This is a genomic window from Kluyvera sp. CHPC 1.251, from assembly GCF_036759945.1.
GTDB lineage: Bacteria > Pseudomonadota > Gammaproteobacteria > Enterobacterales > Enterobacteriaceae > Kluyvera > Kluyvera sichuanensis.
On record NZ_JAPKIC010000002.1, the window covers coordinates 347454 to 371044 of the forward strand.

General features: G+C 58.4%; 22 protein-coding genes. 8 read left to right on the forward strand and 14 right to left on the reverse strand.

Features of this window, described 5'->3' with window-relative positions; genetic code table 11:
• Window positions 1-277: 277 nt before the first annotated feature.
• The 4 genes from V6940_RS06065 to V6940_RS06080 all read left to right on the forward strand — a co-directional run bounded on the left by V6940_RS06065 (window position 278) and on the right by V6940_RS06080 (window position 4426).
• A complete protein-coding gene (locus tag V6940_RS06065) occupies window positions 278-2014 on the forward strand; it encodes an FAD-dependent oxidoreductase (protein WP_333495208.1) in 1737 nt (578 codons plus the stop codon).
• A gap of 16 nt (window positions 2015-2030) precedes the next feature.
• Window positions 2031-2792, forward strand: coding sequence for an SDR family NAD(P)-dependent oxidoreductase (locus V6940_RS06070; protein ID WP_333495209.1), 762 nt, complete (start codon window positions 2031-2033; stop codon window positions 2790-2792).
• A 126-nt stretch (window positions 2793-2918) separates the two neighbouring features.
• The gene (locus V6940_RS06075) at window positions 2919-3677 is read left to right on the forward strand and encodes an IclR family transcriptional regulator (protein WP_333495210.1); all 759 of its coding nucleotides are present in this window, start codon (window positions 2919-2921) and stop codon (window positions 3675-3677) included.
• Window positions 3674-4426 (forward strand): IclR family transcriptional regulator, encoded by a 753-nt coding sequence (locus V6940_RS06080; protein WP_333495211.1) that lies wholly within the window; start codon window positions 3674-3676, stop codon window positions 4424-4426. The genes V6940_RS06075 and V6940_RS06080 overlap by 4 nt, the downstream gene beginning before the upstream one ends.
• Window positions 4427-4505: 79 nt before the next feature.
• Here V6940_RS06080 and V6940_RS06085 read toward each other — a convergent pair whose 3' ends face one another.
• From V6940_RS06085 to hpaG, 10 genes are all read right to left on the reverse strand, one after another.
• Window positions 4506-5021 (reverse strand): 4-hydroxyphenylacetate 3-monooxygenase reductase subunit, encoded by a 516-nt coding sequence (locus V6940_RS06085; protein WP_333495212.1) that lies wholly within the window; start codon window positions 5019-5021, stop codon window positions 4506-4508.
• Between the two features lie 19 nt (window positions 5022-5040).
• Entirely contained in the window at window positions 5041-6603 is a 1563-nt protein-coding gene (gene hpaB / locus V6940_RS06090; protein WP_333495213.1) for a 4-hydroxyphenylacetate 3-monooxygenase, oxygenase component, read from the reverse strand.
• 399 nt (window positions 6604-7002) lie between these two features.
• The gene (hpaA, locus tag V6940_RS06095; RefSeq protein ID WP_333495214.1) at window positions 7003-7893 is read right to left on the reverse strand and encodes a 4-hydroxyphenylacetate catabolism regulatory protein HpaA; all 891 of its coding nucleotides are present in this window, start codon (window positions 7891-7893) and stop codon (window positions 7003-7005) included.
• A gap of 12 nt (window positions 7894-7905) precedes the next feature.
• A complete protein-coding gene (gene hpaX, locus V6940_RS06100) occupies window positions 7906-9282 on the reverse strand; it encodes a 4-hydroxyphenylacetate permease (protein WP_333495215.1) in 1377 nt (458 codons plus the stop codon).
• A 111-nt stretch (window positions 9283-9393) separates the two neighbouring features.
• Window positions 9394-10185, reverse strand: coding sequence for a 4-hydroxy-2-oxoheptanedioate aldolase (hpaI, locus tag V6940_RS06105; RefSeq protein ID WP_333495324.1), 792 nt, complete (start codon window positions 10183-10185; stop codon window positions 9394-9396).
• Between the two features lie 15 nt (window positions 10186-10200).
• Window positions 10201-11004 (reverse strand): 2-oxo-hept-4-ene-1,7-dioate hydratase, encoded by an 804-nt coding sequence (gene hpaH / locus V6940_RS06110; protein WP_220440524.1) that lies wholly within the window; start codon window positions 11002-11004, stop codon window positions 10201-10203.
• A gap of 277 nt (window positions 11005-11281) precedes the next feature.
• On the reverse strand, window positions 11282-11662 hold the full coding sequence (locus V6940_RS06115; RefSeq protein WP_333495216.1) for a 5-carboxymethyl-2-hydroxymuconate Delta-isomerase: 381 nt from the start codon (window positions 11660-11662) through the stop codon (window positions 11282-11284).
• Window positions 11663-11671: 9 nt separating this feature from the next.
• On the reverse strand, window positions 11672-12523 hold the full coding sequence (gene hpaD, locus V6940_RS06120) for a 3,4-dihydroxyphenylacetate 2,3-dioxygenase (RefSeq protein WP_185667224.1): 852 nt from the start codon (window positions 12521-12523) through the stop codon (window positions 11672-11674).
• Between the two features lies 1 nt (window position 12524).
• Complete coding sequence (hpaE, locus tag V6940_RS06125) at window positions 12525-13991, reverse strand: 5-carboxymethyl-2-hydroxymuconate semialdehyde dehydrogenase (RefSeq protein ID WP_333495217.1); 1467 nt, start codon at window positions 13989-13991, stop codon at window positions 12525-12527.
• A complete protein-coding gene (gene hpaG / locus V6940_RS06130) occupies window positions 13988-15265 on the reverse strand; it encodes a 4-hydroxyphenylacetate degradation bifunctional isomerase/decarboxylase (RefSeq protein ID WP_333495218.1) in 1278 nt (425 codons plus the stop codon). The genes hpaE and hpaG overlap by 4 nt, the downstream gene beginning before the upstream one ends.
• 264 nt (window positions 15266-15529) lie before the next feature.
• Here hpaG and hpaR point away from each other — a divergent pair, with 264 nt between their 5' ends.
• Window positions 15530-15943 (forward strand): homoprotocatechuate degradation operon regulator HpaR, encoded by a 414-nt coding sequence (hpaR, locus tag V6940_RS06135; RefSeq protein ID WP_185667227.1) that lies wholly within the window; start codon window positions 15530-15532, stop codon window positions 15941-15943.
• 321 nt (window positions 15944-16264) lie between these two features.
• Complete coding sequence (locus tag V6940_RS06140; protein WP_333495219.1) at window positions 16265-17533, forward strand: MFS transporter; 1269 nt, start codon at window positions 16265-16267, stop codon at window positions 17531-17533.
• Window positions 17534-17623: 90 nt separating this feature from the next.
• Here V6940_RS06140 and nanQ read toward each other — a convergent pair whose 3' ends face one another.
• The 4 genes from nanQ to V6940_RS06160 are packed head-to-tail and all read right to left on the reverse strand — an operon-like array spanning window position 17624 to window position 21192.
• Window positions 17624-18091 (reverse strand): N-acetylneuraminate anomerase, encoded by a 468-nt coding sequence (gene nanQ, locus V6940_RS06145; RefSeq protein WP_333495220.1) that lies wholly within the window; start codon window positions 18089-18091, stop codon window positions 17624-17626.
• Entirely contained in the window at window positions 18088-18963 is an 876-nt protein-coding gene (gene nanK / locus V6940_RS06150) for an N-acetylmannosamine kinase (protein ID WP_333495221.1), read from the reverse strand. Before nanK ends, nanQ begins: the two co-directional genes overlap by 4 nt.
• Window positions 18960-19649, reverse strand: coding sequence for an N-acetylmannosamine-6-phosphate 2-epimerase (locus V6940_RS06155; RefSeq protein WP_333495222.1), 690 nt, complete (start codon window positions 19647-19649; stop codon window positions 18960-18962). Before V6940_RS06155 ends, nanK begins: the two co-directional genes overlap by 4 nt.
• Before the next feature lie 52 nt (window positions 19650-19701).
• Complete coding sequence (locus V6940_RS06160; protein ID WP_333495223.1) at window positions 19702-21192, reverse strand: MFS transporter; 1491 nt, start codon at window positions 21190-21192, stop codon at window positions 19702-19704.
• 322 nt (window positions 21193-21514) lie between these two features.
• On the opposite strand from V6940_RS06160, the gene V6940_RS06165 reads away from it, so the two are divergent.
• Window positions 21515-22402, forward strand: a complete 888-nt coding sequence (locus tag V6940_RS06165) for a MurR/RpiR family transcriptional regulator (protein ID WP_333495325.1) — start codon at window positions 21515-21517, stop codon at window positions 22400-22402.
• A gap of 122 nt (window positions 22403-22524) precedes the next feature.
• Window positions 22525-23415 carry a dihydrodipicolinate synthase family protein gene (locus V6940_RS06170; RefSeq protein ID WP_333495224.1) on the forward strand — a complete coding sequence of 297 codons (891 nt, stop codon included), beginning with the start codon at window positions 22525-22527 and terminating at the stop codon, window positions 23413-23415.
• The last annotated feature ends 176 nt before the right edge of the window (window positions 23416-23591 follow it).

The following is a 23591-nucleotide window of genomic DNA, read 5'->3' on the forward strand; positions in this document are numbered from 1 at the left end:
CAGAATACTTCTGAATTATTTCGGTAATCCCGAATTATTAATCTATTCAATATTAAAAAGACTTCCCCCCTGCCCACCGTTCATTCCATCACCCCACATTTCCCGTCCGATCACGATCGGCATCGAAGGTCGTCTCCCTGTCAGATCCGGCAAAATTCGATCCGCGATCGCACTTTCAAATTATATAAATGCAAAACAATTGATCATTATCAAACTCATTGCTAGCTTGCATGACAACTGACCAGAAAATGGCCGTCGGTGGTAAACGGAGAACGTCATGTCAAATGCTAAAGAATTTCACTGTGATCTATTGGTAGTCGGTACGGGCGCGGCGGGGATGTCTGCCGCCGTAACCGCGGCACATCAGGGGCTCAATGTGCTGATGATTGAAAAACGCGCCCGCTTCGGCGGCACCGCAGCGCGATCGGGCGGATGGCTGTGGATCCCCTGCACAAAGCTGGCACAAGCCTACGGCCACGATGATTCACCGGAGGCGGTAAAAACCTATCTGCGCCACGAAGGCGGGGCGAGCTACAACGATGCCCGCGTCTCCGCCTTCTTGCAGCACGGCCCGCAGGCGGTGGACTTCTTCTTGCAAAACACGGCCGTCGATTTTGAAATGCCGCTGACCTTCCCTGACTATCACGCGGAAGCGCCTGGGGCGATGCAAGGCGGGCGCTCGATGGTGGCAAAACCGTTCGATGCCCGTGAGCTGGGCGACAGCCTCAAGCACCTGGAGCCCGCGCTGCCTGAGCTGACGGTATTCGGCATGATGATTGGCTCCGGCAAAGATATTCGCCATCTGATGAACGCGACTCGCTCGCTGCAGTCAGCGGTCTATGCCGCAAAACGCCTGTCGAAGCATTTCTGGGAAACCCTGACGTTAGGACGCGGGATGCTGCTGACCAACGGCAATGCGCTGATGGGCCGTCTGGCAAAATCCGCATTGGATAAAAACATCCCTATCTGGCGCAACTCACCGATTCAGGAACTGCTCGATGAAAACGGGCGCGTGGTCGGGGCGAAGATTAAAAAAGACAATGAAATCATTACCGTCTATGCCAACAGAGGGGTTGTACTGGCCGCCGGGGGGTTCTCGCATGACGTCGAGCGCCGTAAAGCCAACTATCGTCACGCGCCTACCGGTAAGGAACACTGGAGCCCAACGGTGGAATCCAACACCGGCGACACCTTCAGGCTGTTTGAGGCGCTCGGTGGCAAGATTGATAGCCATCTGGCGAACGCCGCCGCGTGGTCTCCGGTCTCGCTGACAACACGCGCCGACGGCAGCCAGGGCGTAATGCCGCACTTTATTGACCGCGCCAAGCCCGGCGTGATTGCAGTCACCGCCAGGGGGCAGCGTTTTACCAACGAGGCCAATTCCTACCACGACTATGTGCAGGCGATGATCAAAGCCTGTGAAGGGGAAAGCGAAACCTGCTCATGGCTTATCTGCGACCACCCTACCCTGCGCCGCTATGGTTTAGGCAGCGTCGCCCCCTTCCCGCTGCCGATAGGCCGCCATCTGAAGTCCGGTTATCTGCTGAAAGGAGGGACGCTGGAAGCGCTGGCAAGCCAGGCCGGAATTGATCCGCAGGGGCTGGTAAAAACGGTCACTACCTTTAATCAGGGCGCTGCCAGCGGTCATGACCCAGCGTTCGGTAAAGGTTCGAAAGCCTACAACCGCTATCAGGGCGATGCCCTGCACCAGCCGAACCCGTGCCTGAAGGCTATCGAACGGGGGCCGTTCTATGCGGTGAAAATTCATCCGGGGGATATCGGCACCTATAACGGGATTCCGGTTGACGAACACTGCCGGGCGCTGGCTGAAGACGGCACGCCTATTGCCGGGCTGTATGCCATCGGCAACGATGCCACCAGCATTATGGGCGGCAACTATCCTGGTGCAGGGATAACCCTCGGCCCGGCGTTAACCTTTGGCTACGCCGTCGCGAAGTACATTGCCGGGCAGACGGTTGCCGGTGCAGAGCCTGTCATCAAAAAAGCGTCATAGCCGAGGAGCAGAAGCGATGAATAGCGAGTTTAGCCTGAACGATAAATTGGTGTTAATTACCGGCGCGGCGCGCGGTAACGGTGCGGCAATGGCGGAAGGAATGGCGAAGGCCGGCGCACGGGTGGTGCTGGTCGACGTGGATAGCGCGGCGGTCGAAGAGACGGCGGCGGCACTGCGTCATCAGGGCGCGAAGGTCTGGAGCTTTGGTGTGGACGTCAGCGATATTGAGAGCTGCGAAGAGCTGGCCGAAGAGGTGACGGCCAATATTGGTCACCTCGACGTGCTGGTGAATAACGCCGGAATTTTAAAACGCATCCCATTTGATTCTGACGATGCCCACGAAGCGCTACACCTGACGCTGTCGGTGAACGTGCTGGGGCCGTTTAATATGTGCAAGGCGTTCTTATCGTCGCTGATTGCCAGTAAAGGCAATATTATCAACGTCGCCTCGATTCAATCCTTCGTGGCGGCCCCTACCGCGTTTTCTTACGCCGTTTCCAAAGGCGGCCTGGCGCAGCTGACCCGCACGCTGGCGGCGGAGTTGGCCGGGCATGGCATTCGTGTAAACGCCATCGCGCCGGGGGTAGTGAATACCGATATGACCACCACCACGCGGGAAAATAAAAGCACGCTTGAAAGCTATTTAACCCACATCCCGCTGCGGCGCGTGGCGTCGCCGCAGGAATTGGTGGGGCCGGTAACTTTCCTTGCTTCCAGTGCCGCAAGCTATGTGACCGGCGTGGTGCTGCCGGTGGATGGAGGCTATCTGGTCAGCTAACGAGCCCTTCCGGCGACGCGTTGCACGGCCGGGCAACGCGACGCCGGGAAACTCCCTCCTCTCCGATGACTATGCTAGAGTACCTATCCCCTTCTTTCAGAAGCCAATCTGGAGCGCAGCGTCATCATGAAGTCGGAACAACGAGGGATTCAGAGCGTTGAGGTCGCCGGGCACATTCTGCGGGTGATGGTCGAACAGTCCGCACCGATGAGCCTGACCGAAATCGCCGAACGGGTCGACTCCGCCCCCGCCCAGATTTTCAGCTATCTGGTGAGTCTGGAACGCACCGGCATGCTCAAGCGAGACCCGGTGACGCAAAAGTACGAGCCCGGTTCGCTGTCGCTGCGTCTGGGGATCAACGCGCTGTACGCCGCGCCAAAAGTGAACGCGGCAATTGCCGCCGTCGAACGTCTGGGCCAGCAGCACCAGTTGAACGTATTTGTCGCCGTCTGGACCCGCTTTGGCCCGGTGGTCATTTTCTACCGCGAATACGGCATGGTGATGAACCTCGGCTTTAAGCAGGGCTCCGCCCTGTCGCTAACCCGCACCGCCACTGGCAAGCTGTTTGCCGCCCTGATGCCTGAATCCGCGTGCGATGAGATTATCCGGGCGCAAACCTTCACCCGCGATGACCGCCAGCTGTTTAGCTGCGACGACTTTCAGCAGACGCTGGCTCATATCCGCAAGCAGGGCCTGTCGATTTCCCGCAGCGTACCCACCCCCTCCGTCTCGGCGCTCTCAGCCCCGGTACTGGACGGTGACGGCAACCTGCAGCTGGCCATCAGCGCCTTCTCGGCCTCTCATCAACTGGATGAACAGAAACTCATGGCGATCGGCAACCTGCTAAAAGCGGAAGCCCTGGCCCTGAGCGGAGACGCCCAATGAGCGAAAAATCACAGCGTCGGGTACAGTCGGTGGAAGTCGCCGCCGATATTCTGGAATCGCTTATCGCCAGCGGCATCCGTAAAAGCCTCAAAGAGATTGCCAGCACCGCACAGATGAGCTCGGCCAAAGTCTTCCCCTACCTGATTAGCCTGGTGCGCGCGGGTCTGGTGAGCAAAGACGAGCAGAGCGGCCTGTACAGCGCAGGTTCGCTGTCGCAGGAGCTGGGGATTTTAGGGCTGCACTATCTGAATCCGCAGCGCGAAGGGGAACGCGTTACCCGACTGCTTGCTGAAAGCACCGGGCACGGCGTGGCCTTAAGCGTGTGGGGCAACCACGGCCCGACGGTGATTAGCTTCACCGAACCACGCCATACGCTGTACAGCGAAATTCGTCTTGGGTCAGTGATGTCGCTAGCGTCGTCGTCCATTGGGCGCACCTTCTGTGCCTGGATGCCTGACGATATCATCGCTAATGCCTATAAAAGCGCGACCGGTCAGGCACTGAGTAAGGCGAAACGTGAAGAGTTTCCGCAGATCCGCGCGCTTGGCCTGGATATGCAGCATGACGCACCGGTGCCGGGCATCAGCTCGGTCAGCGCGCCGGTGTTTGAACTGAGCGGCGCTATCTATTTTGCGCTGACGCTGTTTGATGAGACGCAGATACTGAATCTCAATGCCGACAGCCCTACCCTTGCCCTGCTTCGCCAGCAGGCGGCTGCGCTTTCCGAAAGCCTCGGCTTTAAACCGTAACGACGTTCGGCCGGGCTACCCTGAAATCGTAGCCCGGCCGAAGCGCGTGAGCGCCGACGCCGGAGAATCGACGGCCCCCTTAAGCCAGGGCTTCCGCTTCCATCATCACCGGATGAAAACGGCGTTTGAAATAGATAAGCCCGTGGCTCTCCGCTTCCCCCAATGCAATGTTCTGAATCTCCACCAGATAGACCAGATGGCTGCCGATGGTCTGCACCTGACGAATTTCGCCTTCCAGGCTTGCCAGCGACCCTTTCAGCACCGGTTGCTCCAGCACGCCGCGCTGCCAGCCGGAAAGCCCAAAGCGCTCATCCATTGCCATTCCGGTCATTCCGGCGAAGTGGCGGGCCATGATCTCCTGCTCATGGTTGAGCACGTTGATGCACAGCTTACCGTTGCCCTGGAATACCGGGTTCATGGCGCTGTTCGCGTTGATACAGACCATCACCGACGGCGGCGAATCCGTCACCGAGCAGACGGCGGTGGCGGTGATCCCGCAGCGGCCCGCTTCCCCTTCGGTGGTGACGACGTTAACGGCGGCCGACAGGCTGGCCATGGCATCGCGAAAACGCAGACGTTGTTCATCTAATTGCATTGTGACCTCCCGCTGCGAATTACTTCAGCAGCTTATCCAGCAGATTAATATCAGCGTTGTTGTGCAGGTGTGGCACCGTCCAGCCGTTCTGGTCGTATTCAGACAGGCAGCGATCGACCATCGCCATCATTTTGTCCATGTTGCCGGAGGTCTGCGCCTGGCGCAGACACTGCAGGCGGATCTCATCCTGGCTACCGGAGTAGTTAATTTCATACAGCTCGTGACGGCCGCCGAACTCGCTGCCGATCGCATCCCACATCAGTTTTAAGATCTTGATACGCTCGACGTGATCCATCCCGTTGGAGCCACGCACGTATTTCGCCAGATACTGGTCGATCTGCGGATTGTTCAGATCGCGCGCACTCGACGGCAGGTAGATCAGACCGCTGGTGACGTTACGTTCAATGATGTTTTTGATCTTGGCGTAGGCCATTGGGGCCATCACGCGGTAGGTTTGCAGCGCCGCGTGATCCGGCAGGTACGCGCCGTTAACCCACGGGGTTGCTTCAGAACACATGGAGTCGCTCAGCGCCCAGAACATGTTGCGCCATGCCACCACTTCACCGAGATCCGCCTGCACGCCGCGGAACTCCGCGGTGCCGGTGCACTCCAGCGATTTCTTCAGCAGGCCGGTAATGAAGTCGAGTTTCACCGCCAGACGCACGCACGCCTGCAACGGATACATACGGGCGAAACCGCCTTCCATCGTCCAGCGACGGCAGCGATCGAAATCGCGGTAGATCAGCACGTTTTCCCACGGGATCAGCACTTTATCCATCACCAGGATCGCATCGTTCTCGTCAAAACGGCTGGAGAGCGGGTAGTCGTACGGCGAGCCGGTTGCGCCCGCCACCAGCTCGTAGGAAGCGCGGGAAATTAGCTTCACGCCTTCGGCATCCATCGGCGCAACGAACATCAGCGCGAAGTCCGGGTTTTCGCCCATCACCTGCGCGGAGCCAAAGCCAATCATGTTGTAGTGGGTCAGCGCCGAGTTGGTCGCCACCACCTTCGCGCCGCTGACGATAATCCCGGCATCGGTCTCTTTTTCCAGCTTGATGTAGACGTCTTTCACTTCATCCGCTGGCTTATGACGGTCGATTGGCGGGTTGACGATCGCGTGGTTGAAGTACAGGCCGGTTTCCTGAATGCGCGAGTACCAGTTGCGGGCATTCTGCTCGAACTGGCCGTAGAACGCCGGGTTCGCGCCCAGCGCGCTGCCGAAGGCCGCTTTGTAGTCCGGGGTACGTCCCATCCAGCCGTAGGAGAGACGTGACCACTCGGCGATGGCGTCGCGCTGCTGGCGCAGGTCGTCGGCACTTTTCGCCACGCGGAAGAATTTGTGGGTGTAGCCGCCGCTGCCGGTATCGGTGTTCCAGCACAGTTTGTCCTGCATTTCCGGCTTGTGCAGCGCATCGTACAGTTGGCCCACGGAGGCCGCCGCGTTGCGGAACGCAGGGTGGGTGGTGACATCCTTGACGCGTTCACCGTAGATGTAGATCTCACGGCCGTCCTGCAGGCTTTTCAGGTACTCTTCACCGGTTAATGGGCGTTTCGTGTCTGCGCGGAAATCTTCAGGTTTCATTCGGGTACACTCCAGTATTCATCGGATTTGTTAAATTTATGTTTTGTTCTTGTTTCGTAATTGAAGCGTTTAAAGGGCAGACGGTGAAGAGACTTTTGGGTCAACGGCTGGTACTTTTCGGGCGAGGGGTGGTTCTGTGATCTGGGTAGGGTTTGGTGCGTGTTTGCCCCTCACCCCGGCCCTCTCCCCAAAGGGGCGAGGGAGAAAATCGAGCACGATCGGTCCCCTCTCCCCAAAGGGGCAGGGGAGAAAATCGAGAACGATCGGTCCCCTCTCCCCAAAGGGGCAGGGGAGAAAATCGTGCACGATCGGTCCCCTCTCCCCAAAGGGGCAGGGGAGAAAATTGAGCACGATCGGTCCCTTCTCCCCCATGGGGAGAGGGTTAGGGTGAGGGGGAACCTACGACACCGGTACTTTCTGCGCGCGAAACGCACTCGGCGAACATCCCACTAAGCGGTTAAAAAAGCGGGCAAAATAGGCCGGATCCTTAAACCCAAGCTGCCAGGCAATCTCGCTCACCGCGCTGTCGGAAAACAGCAGCAGCCGCTTGGCCTCACGCAGTTGCCTGTCGAATATCAACCTCTTCGGCGGCCGGTTGGCGAAGCGGCGACAGATATCCGTCAGCCGGGATTCGGTCAGATGCAGCTCGCTGGCATAGTCCGGCACCGTCCAGTGACGGTGATAGTGGGTATCAATCATCTGGTTAAAGCGCTGGAACAGCTTCAGCTCGCCGCGTACGCCGCTTGCCGCGTGGTCATCCAGCGGCGCGTTGCGCAGCAGCAGCGTGAACACCGCCTGCGCCAGCAGCACCAGCGTGTGTTCGCGCCCCGGTAGATCGGACGTCGACTCGCGCTGAATCAGCCGCCAATAATGCGCCAGCGCCGCCAGCTCGTCGGGCTTGTCCGCCAACGACAGGCACATCCCCGGCAGGCCAAACGCCTCCCGGGTGCCGGGATACAACACCTCCAGCAGCGGCCAGACCAAATCTTCGCGAACCGTCAGCACGTGGCCGTCGCTATCCGACTCGGTGATAAACGCGTGCGGTACCGACGGCGGCGTCAGCACGAACAGCGGTGCCTGCACCGAATAGCGATGATCGTCGAGCTGCAGCTCAATCTGCCCGGTATCAAGAAAGTGCATCTGGAAAAACTGATCATGTCGATGCGCCTGCATATCGCGGCCAAAAAACGCCGCCATGCGGGCGAACGACTGATAGTGCACATCCTTGCTGCCGAGACTCTCCTCATACTCGGTGCTGATGTCGATATTGGTAATCGCACGCTGGCACATAGCGGCGGCTCCTTACGGCGTGGCGCGCGGGCGCGAGGATTTCATCGGGATCGTCCAGATAATCACCGACCCTAGCACCAGCAGCGCAGCAACAAACCACAATCCGCTGTTAAAGCTGCCGGTCACATCTTTCAGCCAGCCGATCATAAACGGGCTCAGTGCCGATCCGATGTTGCCGGTGGCGTTGATCACCGCAATACCGATCGCCCTCGCCCGCAGGCTGATGGACTGATCCGGCGTGGTCCAGAAGATCGCCATCGCACTAAAGGAACCGGTCGAAGCCATCACGATCCCCAACAGCTGGATCAAGCTATGGTTGGTGGCCGAAGCCAGCAGCCAGCCGGCGGCGGCAAACAGGAACGGCAGCGCCGTGTGGTGCTTACGCTCCTGGTACTTATCCGAATGGCGGCTCCAGTAAATCATGCCGAGAATAGTGCAAACCTGCGGGATCGCCGCCAGCAGGCCGATAGTGATGTTGCTGCTGCCCTCGTTAAAGCTCTTGAGGATCTGCGGCGTCCAGATACTGATCGCGCTCAGGGTGTTGGTCAGACAGAAGTAGGCTAACGTGTACATCAGGACGATCGGCGTAAACACTTCGCGCCACAGGCTGCGCTGCTGCATGGCGCTGTGGCTAATCGCGCCCTCCGGCTGCACCAGCGTCAGATGGTCTTTATCCATCATCTCCTGCAGACACTTTTTATCCTCGTCGGTCAGCCATTTGGCCTTCGCCGGGGAGTCATCAAGCCAGTACCAGACCATCACGCCAAGCAGCACTGCCGGGAAGCCTTCCAGCAGGAACAGCCACTGCCAGCCGTGCATGTTCAGCAGACCGTCCATCGACAGAATATAGCCTGAGACAATCGAACCCAGCGCGGTGGTTACCGGCATGGCAATCATAAACAGGGCGTTGGCGCGGGCGCGGAAAAACGCCGGGAACCAATAGGTTAAATACAGCAGAATGCCGGGCAGGAACCCGGCTTCGGTAATGCCCACCAGCATGCGCAGCACGTAGAGGCTTTTTGGCCCGACGGCGAACATAGTGGCGGTGGAGGCGATGCCCCACAGCACCATAATGGTGGCAATCCAGCGCCGCGCGCCGACGATGCTCAGCATAATGTTGCTGGGAATACCGAAAATCACGTAGGTGGCGTAGAACAGCGTGGTGGCAAGACCGAACATGGTGGCGTTGAGGCCGAGATCCGCCCCCATCGTCAGCCCGGCAAAGCCGATATTAATACGGTCTAAGAATGAGAAGATAAACAGCACAAACAAAAACAGAACCAGACGACGAAACAGTTTATTGATAACCGATTGCTGGCCCGCCGTCAGCTGCTTGTGCTGGTCGGCCGGGTTGAGTTGCTCCGGGATTGCAGGTGATGTGTCGCTCATTATCCTTTCCTCTGATGGGAATTTGCGTAGGGTGAAGCTGGTTTTGCCCGGGGCGCTGCGCTTGCCGGGCCTACGGGTAGGCCGGATAAGCGCAGCGCCGCCCGACAGGGGTTAATACACGCCGGACGAACCCAGCGAGGTTTTCTCCGCGCCAAAGCGCGCCGCCAGCGCTTCTGCGCCGCGGGCCAGCAGCGTGGTATCGACACCGACGGCGACAAACAGCGCCCCCAGCTCCAGATAGCGCTTCGCCAGCGGTTCACTGGCCATCAGAATGCCCGGCGCTTTCCCCGCCGCACGAATCTGCACAATGGCCTTTTCAATCGTCGCCTGCACTTCCGGGTGCTGCGGATTACCGGCAAAGCCCATATCGGCGCTGAGATCCGCCGGGCCGATAAATACGCCATCGACCCCGTCCACGTCGAGGATCTGCGCCAGGTTGCTGACCGCTTCGCCGGTTTCAATTTGCACCAGCACGCACATCGCGTCGTTAGCCTGATGGATATAGTCCGGCATACGGTTCCAGCGCGATGCACGTGCCAACGCGCTGCCTACGCCGCGAATACCCTGCGGCGGGTAGCGGGTCGCGGCAACCGCTGCCCGCGCTTCATCGGCGTTCTGTACCATCGGCACCAGCAGGGTCTGCGCGCCCACGTCGAGCAGTTGTTTAATCTGCACCGCATCGTTCCACGACGGACGCACGACCGGCTGGCTTGGGTATGGCGCAATCGCCTGCAGTTGGGTCAGCACGGTCTGGACGTTGTTCGGCGCGTGTTCACCGTCAATCAACAGCCAGTCGAAGCCCGCTCCCGCCAGCAGTTCGGCGCTGTAGCTGCTGGATAGCCCCAGCCACAGGCCAATCTGCGGCTGGCCGGCTTTCAGCGCGTCTTTAAAACTGTTCTTCATCATCGTCATTTCCTTTTATACGAACCGGCAGGTGATCGCGCCCATGTTGCCGTAGTCGACGTGGAAGGTGTCGCCCTTACGCGCCGGTACCGGACGGGTGAAGGATCCGCCGAGGATAATCTGCCCCGCTTCCAGCTGAACGTCGTACGGCGCCAGCTTGTTTGCCAGCCACGCCACGCCGTTGGCCGGATGGTTGAGCACCCCTGCGGCAACGCCGGTCTCTTCAATCACGCCGTTGCGGTAGAGCAGTGCGGAGATCCAGCGCAGGTCCAGTTCGTCAGGCTTAATCGGGCGGCCGCCGAGGATCACGCCCGCATTGGCGGCGTTGTCGGAGATGGTGTCAAACACCTTGCGCGGCCGCTGGGTTACCGGGTCCACGTTGTGGCTGCGGGCGTCAATCAGCTCCAGCGCCGGGATCACGTAGTCGGTGGCGTTATAAACATCGAACAGCGTGCAGTTCGGTCCACGCAGCGGCTTTGCCAGCACGAACGCCAGCTCCACTTCAATGCGCGGCACGATAAAGCGATCGGTCGGAATGTCGCTGCCGTCATGGAAGAACATATCGTCGAGCAGCGCGCCGTAGTCCGGTTCGCTAATCTGCGAGCTGGCCTGCATCGCTTTTGAGGTCAGACCGATTTTGTGGCCTTTAAGCGTGCGCCCTTCAGCAATCTTCATCTCAACCCATTCGCGCTGTACGGCGTAGGCGTCTTCGATGGTAATGTCCGGGTAATCCAGCGAGACGGCACGGATCTGCTCACGCTGTTTTTCAGCCTGATTCAGCCGCTGGGCAATCAGGGTACGGGTTTGTTTATCGAGCATAGTGATTCCTGTGGCTGTGTTTTCTCCCTCTCCCTGTGGGAGAGGGCCGGAGTGAGGGCATCAGGCCGCTGAGGTGCCCCCTCACCCTAACCCTCTCCCCAAAGGGGCGAGGGGACCGACCGAGCGCGTGTTTTCTCCCTCTCCCCAAAGAGACGAGGGGACTGACCGAGCGCGTGTTTTCTCCCTCTCCCCGTGGGAGAGGGCCGGGGTGAGGGCATCAGGCCGCTGAGGTGCCCCCTCTCCCCAAAGGGGCGAGGGGACCGACCGTGCCAATGTCTTATTTAAATAACGCGTGCACGTTGTTCTGTTTGTAATTCAGCGTCGGGTGCAGCTCGTCCATCTCAAACGACAGCGCCAGATAGCGGCTGTCCATCAGCGTGGCGAAGTGGGCTTTAATCAACCCAAACAGCATCTCCCCCACTTCCTGACGGCTTTCCAGACTGCGGCCGGAGCCGATTTTCAGCGTCATATGCACAAACGCGTAGTCGTGCTTACCGTCGGCCATCTGCCAGGTATCCAGCCAGTGGGCGCGGCTGCGGATGCCGCCGATCGGGAAAATCCCGGTGGCGGCCAGCGCCTCGTTCACCTTGCCAAACAGGCCCGGTAAATCAGCCTGCTCGCGGATGTTGGTAGTGCATTCAGCAATAAAGTGCGGCATGGTTGTTCCTTACGCTGGCAGCGGGAATACGGCGTTCACCTGCCCGGTACCGGAGCTGGCAAACAGGTCGGTGATAAACTCCACCTTGCCGTCGTATTTATCCCAGCCCAGCATCCCCAGCAGCATCACGGTGTCGTGCATGTTGCCTTCGCCGTAGCAGTAATCGGCGTACTCCGGCAGCATGGTGCAGAACTCTTTGAACTTGCCTTCGCGCCACAGCTTGACCACGCGCTCGTCCATCTGATGGTCGAACTCACGGGTGTAGCTGTTCATCCCCTCTTCCGCACGCTGGTCGTCGATAAAGCGGTGCGACAGCGAGCCGCTGGCAAACACCGCCACCGTACCGTCGTATTTCTCGATGGCTTTCAGGATCGCCTCGCCCAACCTGCGGCTGTCGGCAAAGTCGTGCACGGTGCAGAACGCCGAGATAGAAACCACTTTGAAATGCTTATCGGCGTTCATATAGCGCATCGGCACCAGCGTGCCGTACTCCAGCTTCAGGCTCGGAATGTTGTGCGCTTTGGCGCGCACGCCCAGCGCCACGGCTTCGTCGGCAATCAGTTGACCCAGCGCCGGGTTGCCTTCGTAGTCGTAGGTCATGTCGCGGATAAAGTGCGGCAGCTCGTTGCTGGTGTAGATGCCCTTAAAGCTCTCTGCACAGTTGATGTGGTAGGCGCTGTTGACCAGCCAGTGGGTATCGAACACGATAATGGTGTCGACGCCCATCTCACGGCAGCGCTTGCCAATCTCTTTATGCCCATCGATGGCCGCCTGACGGCAACCGAAGTTTTTCCCAGGAATTTCAGAGAGGTACATCGACGGCACGTGCGTGATTTTTGCTGCTAACGCTAACTTACCCATATCAGACTCCCCATTTCGGGATTGGATGGTCACCCATGGAGATGCAGACGTTTTTCATCTCCGCGAACACTTCGAAGCTGTACTCGCCGCCCTCGCGACCGGTCCCGGAGGCCTTCACGCCGCCGAACGGCTGGCGCAGGTCGCGCACGTTCTGGGTGTTGACGAACACCATCCCGGCTTCGATACCGCGCGCCAGACGCAGCACTTTGCTGATGTCCTGCGTCCAGATATAAGAGGCCAGGCCGTACTCAATATCGTTCGCCAGGCGCAGACCTTCCACTTCGTCTTTGAACGGCAGCAGGCAGGCTACCGGGCCAAAAATCTCTTCCTGGGCGACGCGCATGCGGTTATCGACATCCGCCAGCACCGTTGGGCGCAGGAAGTTGCCGTTCTTAAGATGCGCAGGCAGGTCGGTCGGTTTTTCCGGGCCACCGGCCAGCAGGGTCGCGCCCTCTTCGATACCAAGGCGGATGTAGCCGGAGACTTTTTCCCAGTGCTGCTGGCTTATCAGCGCACCGACCTGAGTATTCGGGTCGTTCGGGTCACCGACGCGCAGACGGTTGGCGCGCTCTGCAAAGCGTTTAACGAATTCCGGGTAGATACTTTGCTGAATAAAGATGCGTGAACCGGCGGTGCAGCGTTCGCCGTTGATGGAGAAGATGGTGAACAGCGCGGCGTCCAGCGCACGTTCAATGTCGGCGTCTTCAAAAATCAGCACCGGCGATTTGCCGCCCAGCTCCATAGAATATTTCTTCAGCCCGGCGTTTTTCATGATGTTACGCCCGGTAGCGGTGCCGCCGGTAAAGGAGACGGCGCGTACGTCATGATGGCGTACCAGCGCATCACCAGCGCTGGCGCCGTAGCCCTGCACCACGTTCAGCACGCCCGCCGGAATACCGGCTTCCAGCGCCAGCTCACCCAGACGGTCGGCGGTCAGCGGCGACAGTTCAGACATTTTCAGCACCGCGGTGTTGCCCAGCGCCAGACACGGCGCGACCTTCCAGGTGGCGGTCATAAACGGCACGTTCCACGGCGATACCAGCGCACACACCCCCACCGGCTGTACGAGGGTGTAGTTGAGCATCTTGTCGTCAACCGGGTAGGTTTTGCCGTTCATCTGCTGGCACACTTCAGCGAAGAATTCGAAGTTGTGCGACGCGCGTGGGATCAGCACGTTTTTGGTCTGGTGGATCGGCAGGCCGGTGTCGGCAGTTTCCATCGCCGCAATTTCCGGCACGTTCTGGTCAATCAGGTCACCCAGACGGCGCATCAGGCGTGCACGCTCTTTCATCGGCAGGTTAGCCCACTTCGGGAAGGCCTCTTTCGCCGCCGCCACTGCCTGATTCACTTCCGCTTCACCGCCGGAGGCGACTTCTGCTAGCACCTCGCCAGTTGCCGGGTTGGTGGTGTGAAAATAGTCCTGACCGGCGACGTTTTTACCGTTAATCCAATGGTTAATCTTTTTCATTTTGCAGACTCCTCGCTGACAATCCGGTTCACCAGGCGACCCACGCCCTCAACTTCCACCACCACTTCATCACCCGGCACCACGTCGGACAGCCCTTTCGGCGTGCCGGTGGCGATCATGTCGCCCGGTTGCAGGGTCATAAATTCACTGAGGTACGAGACCAGAAACGGCACGCTGAAGATCAGATCCGCGGTGGTGCCTTCCTGGCGCAGCTCGCCGTTGACGTAGGTGCGCAGAGTGAGGTTGTGCGGGTCAGGAATCGCCGCTTTAGGCACGACGTTAGGGGAAATCGGCGTCAGCCCGTCGCGGCTTTTTACCCGTAGGTTCGGGCGATAGTAGTTTTCCAGGTAGTCGCGGATGGCGTAGTCGTTGCAGACCGTATAGCCCGCGACGTAGTCCATGGCGTCGGCTTCACTCACCTTGTGCGCGGTTTTGCCAATCACCACCACCAGCTCAGACTCGTAGTGCATGTACTCGACGTTATCCGGGCGCACCGAAGTCTGGTTGTCGCCATTGAAAGTGTTAGGCGCTTTGATAAATACCAGCGGCTCCTCCGGCGGCTTAAAGTCCAGCTCGCTGGCGTGGTCAGCGTAGTTCAGCCCCAACGCGAACAGCGTGCCGTGGTCGTGCGGGCGTGGCACCGGACGGGCATCCGCTTCGGCAACCACCGGGTTTTCCAGCGGTGGGAAGCCTTCAGCCAGCACGCGCACCTGGTCACCGGGGCGCAGCGCAACGCGGTTATGAGGGGTCCCCATCAGAATGGCATCGCCTGGGTTCAGGGTGGCGAAATCGCTCAGCGCGCTCAGCAACTCAGCGGCGCTGCGATTAAGGTCAGCGGTGCTCCACTGGTCAGCATGACGACCGTTGATTTCGGTGATGATGGTCAGGTTGTCAACGTTATCAACGCTCACCACGTCACCCAGCGGGCAGAAGCCGTCGCGGCATTTGGCTTTAATCGCCGGGCGGTAGAAGCTCTCTTCCGGCAGGCTGACTTCGTTCGCCAGCGCGTAACCGGCGATATAGTCAGCGGCCTCTTCGACGCGGACTTTACGGGCCGTTTTGCCCACCACCAGCGCCACCGTCGCGCCGCTTAATACCGTTTCACCCTGTGGGAACGGGATCGGCTGACCGGCTTCGGTAACGGTATTGTGCGGTTTGATAAACCAGACGGCGGTTTTAGGCGGTGCCTTGTAGGGGGCCTGCTCGAACGCGTCGCGCCAGGCATCAAGCTGGCTGCAGTGGTTGAGCGCCACGGCGAAAACGGTACCTTTCATTTACAGCTCCTCAGAGACGACGAACAATTCATTAATATGTTAATGATGTGTTTTATGCTTCCGCCGCTCATTTAGCAAACACAAGTCAATTTTTTGTGACTTGATTAACAATAATTTCACATAAAATAAATACACCTTATGCTTATCAATTAGTTATAAAAACAACATTGCGTTAACGTCAGGTTTCGGTAAAAATCAGCTGTAGATAAAAGCAACATTGCTATATTGTTCATATATTAATGATGAGAAGGCTGGAGTGGCAGAATGCACGATTCTTTAACCATCGCCCTGATGCAGGCGCGGGAAGTGGCGATGACCTATTTTCGGCCGATCGTAAAGCAGCACAACCTGACGGAGCAGCAGTGGCGCATTGTCCGCGTGCTGGTCGATAACCCATCGATGGATTTCCACGACCTGGCCGCCGCTACCTGTATTTTGCGCCCCAGCCTGACCGGGATCCTCACGCGTATGGAGCGCGATGGCCTGGTGCTGCGCTTAAAGCCGGTGAACGATCAGCGCAAGCTGTACGTCTCGCTAACCAAAGAGGGGTACGCGCTTTACGAGCGCGCACAGGCAAAAGTGGAAGAGGCCTATCAGCAGATTGAAAAACAGTTCACGCCTGAAAAAATGAAGCAGCTCACCGCCTTGCTGCACGAGTTCATCTCCCTGCAAAAATAGTTTCCAAAATCTGCCTGTTTATTGATGTAAATCAGGCAGCATCCCGCTCTCTTCACGCCTCATTACGCCATTACTTACCTTGATACACTTAGGTGGTATGCCATCTTAATAATTTTGAATTAGATCACAAAAATTTCTGAAACATGAGTTTAGTATTCGGAAAAAATGTGACACGGATTCACTAAATCTCATAAATGGACCGCAGTGCGTTGCTCCAGCCTCTTTTTGGCCCGGCAAATTATCTTCTCTCTGTATGACCGTAGTTGTGCCTGTCCACCCAACACAGGCCGTTTCACATTCTAAGAAGTAAAGGAAAGTTTTATGCGCACCACTGGTCATACGCGCTGGTTTATGGTGGCTCTTGTCACGCTTGGCACGATTCTGTGTTATTTAACCCGCAATACTATTTCGGCCGCAGCACCAACGCTGCAAAGCGATCTGCACATCACGACCCAGCAATATTCCTGGATTGTGGCAACCTTCTCCGCTTGTTACACCATCGCACAGCCTATCGCGGGTTATGTGCTGGATACCCTTGGCACCAAAGTTGGCTACACCCTGTTTGGCGGCATGTGGGCCATCTTCTGTATTGGCGCGGCCTTCACCAACAGCTGGCAGGGTCTGGCGCTGTTCCGCGGCCTGGGTGGCTTCGCCGAGAGTGCGATGATCCCCGCCGGTCTGAAGTCCGTTACCGAATGGTTCCCGGATAACGAACGTTCCGTTGCCGTCGGCTATTTCAACGTCGGCTCCTCCATGGGGGCGATTATTGCGCCGCCGCTGGTCGCATGGGCCATCTTCATTCACAGCTGGCGTCTGGCATTTATCATCGTCGGGATTGCCAGCATGGTCTGGGCGCTGGGCTGGTATCTGGTTTATAACCGCCCAGGGCAGTGCAAAAGCCTGAGCAAAGAGGAGTTCGACTACATCACCAACGGCCAGCCGGAGCGCAAGGTGGTGGATAAGGTGCATATCGGTCAACTGCTGCGTCAGCGTAAATTCTGGGGTATCGCCCTGCCGCGCTTCCTTGCCGAACCGGCATGGGGGACGTTCAACGCGTGGATCCCGCTGTTTATGGTGCACACCTACGGCTTTAACCTGAAAGATATCGCCATGTTCGCGTGGATCCCAATGCTGTTTGCCGATATGGGCTGCATCATCGGTGGCTATCTGCCGGGGATTTTCCAGCGCACCTTTGGCGTGAATATCGTGGTATCCCGTAAACTGGTGGTGACCATGGGCGCAGCGCTGATGATCCTGCCGGGCATGGTCGGCCTGTTCAGCAGCCCGTTTGTCGCCATCGCCCTGCTGTGCGTCGGCGGCTTTGCTCACCAGTCGCTGTCCGGCGCGCTGATTACACTCTCTTCCGATATGTTCGATCCGGGCGAAGTGGCCACCGCCAACGGCTTTACCGGTATGGCGGCATGGACGGCGAGCACGCTGTTCGCCTTAGTGGTTGGCGCCCTGGCTGACACCTTAGGCTTCAGCCCGCTGTTTGCGGTGCTGGCGGCGTTTGACGTGATTGGGGCGATTATTCTGTGGGCGCTGCTGCGTTCGCCAGAGCCTGAGCTGGAAGTGAACCCGGCCAGCTGACCTAACCCCCCCGGCGGCGCTACGCCTGACCGGGCTACTGTTAATGTAGCCCGGTCGAGGCGCTAGCCGACTCCGGGGTGGCTCAAAAGCCTATCCTTCCATCAGTTTGCGATGCACTTTCACCACCGCCTTTTTTATTTCCGCAGGAACTTTCACCTGAACGCCCGGCTTATGCGGTTCGCCGGGGAAAAACACCGCAAACATTCCCACCTGCAACGTAACGGACTGCTGCCCCGCCATCTCATCGCACAGCTGGTAATCCTCTTCGCGGTGCCATTCATCGCACTGCCGGGCGCTGTCGACAAGCCCGAAATCAATGTGCTCTTCTCCCGCCAGCAGGATCTGCACATCAATATAGTCCGCATGCAGTTCAGCCCGCTTAGCCTGCGCAGGCTGTGTCATAAACTGCATCACATTCATAAAGATATCATCGCCCTGTAAAACGTGGCAGCCCGGTTCGCAGCGTTGAGGATTGGCCTCTAAGGCCAGCTTCAGCGCCGCCAGCAGCGCAGGAGGCAACCCTGCCTTTTCGGGGTGGCGGCTATCGCCAATAATCATAATGGAAACTCCTCTGCCCACAGCGCCGCGCCAAGTAAACCGGCATCGTGCTGGTGATGAGCAGCAATGATAGGGGTGTGAAACGCCGCCGGTTCCTGCGCCAGCGAGGCACAAACCAACGACAAATAACCTTCGGCCAGCCCAACGCTGCCGCCAAGCACAACGCATTCGCAGTCGCCGCTGGCTTTAAGATCGGCAATCAACCGCGCCACGGCGTGGGCCGAACGTTCAATCAGGCGCGTCGCCTGCGGGTGGCCCTGCTGATAGTGCGCGTAGATAGCTTTGGCATCCAGACCGCGCAAATCGTCCACGGCCTGAGCGGCAATCGCCCGGCCCGAGGCAATCGCCTCCACGCAGCCTCTGCGCCCGCAACCGCACATCGGCCCGTGCGGGTCCGCCAGCGTGTGGCCGATATGCCCCGCCAACCCCTGATGACCCGAAAGCAATTTGCCATGGCTGACAATTCCGCCCCCCACGCCGGTGGAGACGGTGATAAACGCCATCTCATGAACCTCGCCCGGCAGCGCGCAATACTCCGCCCATGCTGCCGCCTGCGCGTCGTTGATTGCCAGGCACGGCAGCCCGCTGAGCTGCTCCAGCGTCTTTACCAGCGGAAACTGCGCCAGTCCGCCGAGATTGTCCGGGTTAAGCGCCGTTAGCACGCCGTGGCGAATAATGCCGGTTGAGGCAACGGCGACACGATCCGCTCGCCCTACGAGCGGAGCAATTAATAACTGAAGCGCCTCACGCAGCGCACCCGGTGTCTGGCTAGCAGGTGTCGGTCGCGTTTGACGCTCGACTATCTGCCGCTGCGCGTTGATAAGCGCCGCGGCAAGTTTGGTACCGCCGATATCAATCGCCAGCGTATTCATACCGCGCCCTCTGTCATCGCGTCGCGGTACCACTGGCAAATGTGTTCAAGGCGAGTAATGGCGGAACCCACGGTCACCGCCCAGGCGCCGCGCGCCATTGCCTGCGCCGCCTGCGCCGGGGCGTTAAACCGCCCTTCGGCAATCACCCGATATCCTTTCGCGCTGAGCGCAGCCACCAGCGGCAGGTCCGGCTCCTTTGGCACCACGTCGGCGGTATAGCCAGAGAGCGTAGTGCCGATAATATCGGCCCCCAGTTGATGACAGAACGCCGCATCCTGCTGCGAGGAGCAGTCCGCCATCGCCACGCGCTGATGGTGATGGATCCGGGCAATGGTTTCCGCCACCGCAACCGGGCGCACGCGCTCAGTCCCATCGAAGGCAATAATATCGGCCCCGGCCTGCGCCAGCGCATCGACATCTTCCAGAAACGGCGTGATGCGTACCGGGGAGTCCTCGAGGTCGCGCTTCACAATTCCGATAATCGGCACGGCAACCAGCGCACGCGTCGCCCGCAGGTTTTCAATCCCTTCGATGCGCACCGCCACGGCCCCCGCCTGCACCGCCGCCAGCGCCATTGCCGCGACAATATCCGGTTTATCTAACGGGCTGCCGGGTACCGGCTGACAGGAAACGATAAGCCCACCGTGCTGCTTAATTGCTGCATCCATCTTTTCTAACAACGACATAAGTACATCCTTAACTTCAATATGATCGCCCGGCGCGTCCGGGCGCCTTGAATTAATGCTTACCGCAAACCGGAACGGATTTTTCGCTCTGGCGCGTCACCGCGCCGCTAAATGGTTTACCGTCAATAGCATCATGCGTACGCAGCGCTTCCGGACGCAGCCAGCGCTGAACGCGGGACGGCATGTCCAGACCAATAAGCAGGATAACCACGAAGGTCAGGCCAAAAGAGAGCGAGCAGAGCGCAGAGCCGAGGCTCAGATGCTGCGCCACCAGCGCCCCGATGACCGGCGCCGCCGCGCCGCCGAGCGCACCCACGTTGTAGGTAAAGCCCAACCCTGCGGCACGCTGGTCGGTATCGAAATAACCGCCAATCAGCTTCGGCAGGATCCCGGCAATCCCCTGACCCAGCATCTGCTGGAAGAACAGCAGGATACCCAGCCCCCAGATGCTTGAACCGCCGATGGCAAAGACGGGGATAATCAGCACCTGCGAAGCCAGCAGGCTGTAAACGTAGGCTTTGCGGGTACCCAACCAGTCGCCAAGGAAGCCGCCGACGATACAGCCCACCGCCGCACCAAAGCCGCTGAAGAACAGCACCTGTGCGACGGTCGCCGGGTTGTAGCCCAGTTCGCTTTTCAGATAGGTCGGTAACAGCGCCTGAATAGGCCAGGAGTAGAGGAAGGCAAACAGCACCACCACCATCAGCATCACGCCCGTCGGCCAACGTTTGCCGCTACTCTGCACCATAAAGCTGACAAAAATAACCGTACACACCAGCGCCAACAGCAGCACGATCGCTGGGTTATGCAAATTACCCGCGAAGCAGAACCACAGCGCCGCGATAGCCATACCGCTCATCACGATATTCAGCACGCGCAGCCGACCGCGATAGAGGATATCGACCATGGTACGTACCGGCGTTTTGCTCGCCTGACGCGCCTTCCAGTCTTCGGTTTCGGGGATATTTTTTCGCAGCCACAGCGCGAAGATAATCGGCAAAATGCCAATGAAGAACAGCGCGCGCCATCCCCAGAGTGGCACGATCAGGCTGTAAGCCTGGGCCGCCACCACCGCGCCGACGGAAAAACCGGAAATCAGGAAGCCGCTGGCCTTATTACGTAAATGTTTTGGCCAGCTTTCAATGACGTAGGTAGCGCTGGAGCCATACTCCCCCGCCATCCCCATACCGATAACCATACGGGCGATAAACATCGAGGCGTAGCCTGGTGCCAGACCACAGGCCAGCGTGCCGACCGAGAAGAGAATAATACTGGTGACCATCGACAGACGGCGGCCATAGCGGTCGCCCATTGCGCCGAGCAGCAGGCCACCTAACCAGCGAGAAATAAACGCCGCCGAAATAATGCTCGCCGCCTGAACGGTGGTGAGCTGAAACTCGCTTTGTACTTCCGTTAACACCAGGGCAATTAAGACAAAATCAAAACCATCAAGCAAATAGCCAAGCCATGCGGCAGAGAAAGCCCGCCACTGGGATTTATTAAGGTGTTTGTACCATGGAATGGCCTTTGTAATTCCACTCATGTTGCTCTCCTGTGATGAGCAAATTCCACTACCTAAACGCCGAAAGAAAGCGGGCGTCACACTCTATTGAAGTAAAACTCCATTTAATTTATTAACAGGAAGCAAAACACCACAAGAAGGCATCATGAAATGTGTGAACAACGTCATAGGGGTAAGCGTGGAGGAGGAGAAAAAATCGATCTGGGTCACAACATTGGCTCAGGTTCAGCAACGGAGCGGGTAAAATGGCGGCGATTACGCGCTTTTTACGCCGATTTTCTTGCCTGACCGCAGGCGCTGCCCCATCATGAATGCCCACAGTCAGCGTGAAGAGCAGGAAGCAATGGAGAGTCCGAACTCACCGGTCAAAGCCGGAAAAATACTTGATACTCTGGGGGCCATGCAGAGCAGTCTGACCCGCGTCGGACAACGTATTGCCCACTACATCATGACCTCCCCTCACAAAGTGACACAGCTTTCTATTGCCGATCTGTCGCAGGAGATCAACGCAGGGGAAGCCTCGGTGATCCGCTTCTGCCGATTGCTGGGCTACAAGGGCTTTCAGAACTTCAAAATGGAGCTCGCCATTGAGCTGGCGATGGTCGACAGCGACGACAGCAACACCCTGCTGGACGCCGAGGTGGTGGAAAATGATGATGCCCACACCATCGGCCTGAAGCTGCAAGGGGTGATTGCCAACGTGCTTTCCGAGACGCTAAATCTACTTGATATGCGGCAGGTCGAGCAGGTCGTTGATGCCCTGCACGCCTGCAATAGCACCTATATTTTCGGTGTGGGCGCATCCGGTATCACCGCCGAAGATATGAAACACAAGCTGATGCGTATCGGTATGCGCGTGGACGCGCTGACCAACAACCACTTCATGTATATGCAGGCTTCCCTGCTGAAACCGGGCGACGTCGCCGTCGGCATCAGCCATTCAGGCCATTCGCCAGAAACCACCCACGCACTGCAGCTGGCTAAAGACGCCGGTGCCACCACCGTTGCGCTGACCCACAACCTCGGCTCTCCGCTGAGCAAAGTGGCTGATTTCACCCTGATCAACGGTAACCGACAGGGACGACTGCAGGGCGATTCTATCGGCACCAAGACCGCCCAGCTGTTCGTGCTGGATCTCATCTACACCCTGCTGGTGCAAAAAGATCCGGAACGCGCGAAGGCCAACAAGCTGCGCACCATGGATGCGCTGGCAGACCCTCGTCAGGCTTGATTTAGTGCTATCGATCACACTCTGATACTCTCGCTTTTCGTCGTGGGTATCATTTAACCGCAAATTGGAGTTATGCTTCATTTAACTTTTAGTTAAGAAGAAAAACACCAGTTGAGGTTTACATGGAAAAGCTAACAGGTCTTATCGCCGCACCGCATACCCCTTTCGACGCCCATGGTGAAGTGAACTATCCGGTCATTGACCAGATTGCCGAGCATCTTATTGGCCAGGGCGTGAAGGGCGTGTACGTTCTTGGCACTACCGGTGAGGGCATCCACTGCTCCGTTGCCGAGCGTAAAAAGGTCGCCGAGCGCTGGGTCGCGGCAAGCCACGGTAAGCTCAGCATCACGCTGCATACCGGTGCGCTGAGCATCGCCGATTCGCTGGAGCTAAGCCGTCACGCGGAGACGTTAGATATTTTCGCCACCTCGGTGATTGGCCCGTGCTTCTTCAAACCTTCAAACGTTGATGATCTGGTGGAATACTGCCGACTGAACGCTGCCGCCGCACCATCAAAAGGTTTCTACTACTATCACTCGGGGATGTCCGGGCTGAACCTGGATATGGAGCAGTTCCTGATTGCCGCAGCGGATAAAATCCCGAATCTGTCCGGGATGAAGTTTAACTCCAGCGACATGTACGAATTCCAGCGCTGCCTGCGGGTGAAAAACGGCCAGTTTGATATTCCATTCGGCGTGGATGAGTTTTTACCGGCAGGGCTGGCCTGCGGCGCAGTTGGCGCGGTGGGTAGCACCTATAACTATGCGGCACCGCTGTATCATCGCCTGATCGACAGCTTCAATCAGGGTAACCATCAGGACGTCGCTGCCTGCATGGATAAAGTGATCGCCATTATCCGCGTGCTGGTGCAGTACGGCGGCGTGGCGGCCGGGAAGCTGGCGATGCAGCTGCACGGCATTGATGTTGGCGACCCGCGCCGTCCGCTGCGCCCAATGACGGCGGAGCAGAAGCAGGATGCGCTGGCGAAGTTTCGCGCCGCTGATTTTATCTGAATGTGAGGGTTCGGTGCTCGCCCCCTCACCCCGGCCCTTCCCCTGAAAGGGAGAGGGAGAAAGTCCCGCCAATTTTGAGTGCCGTACTATCTTCCCGCACATTCGTTCCCCTCTCCCCTTTGGGGTGAGGGGGATACACTCCATCCCACATCCATTTCCTCTCCCAAAACCTAAAA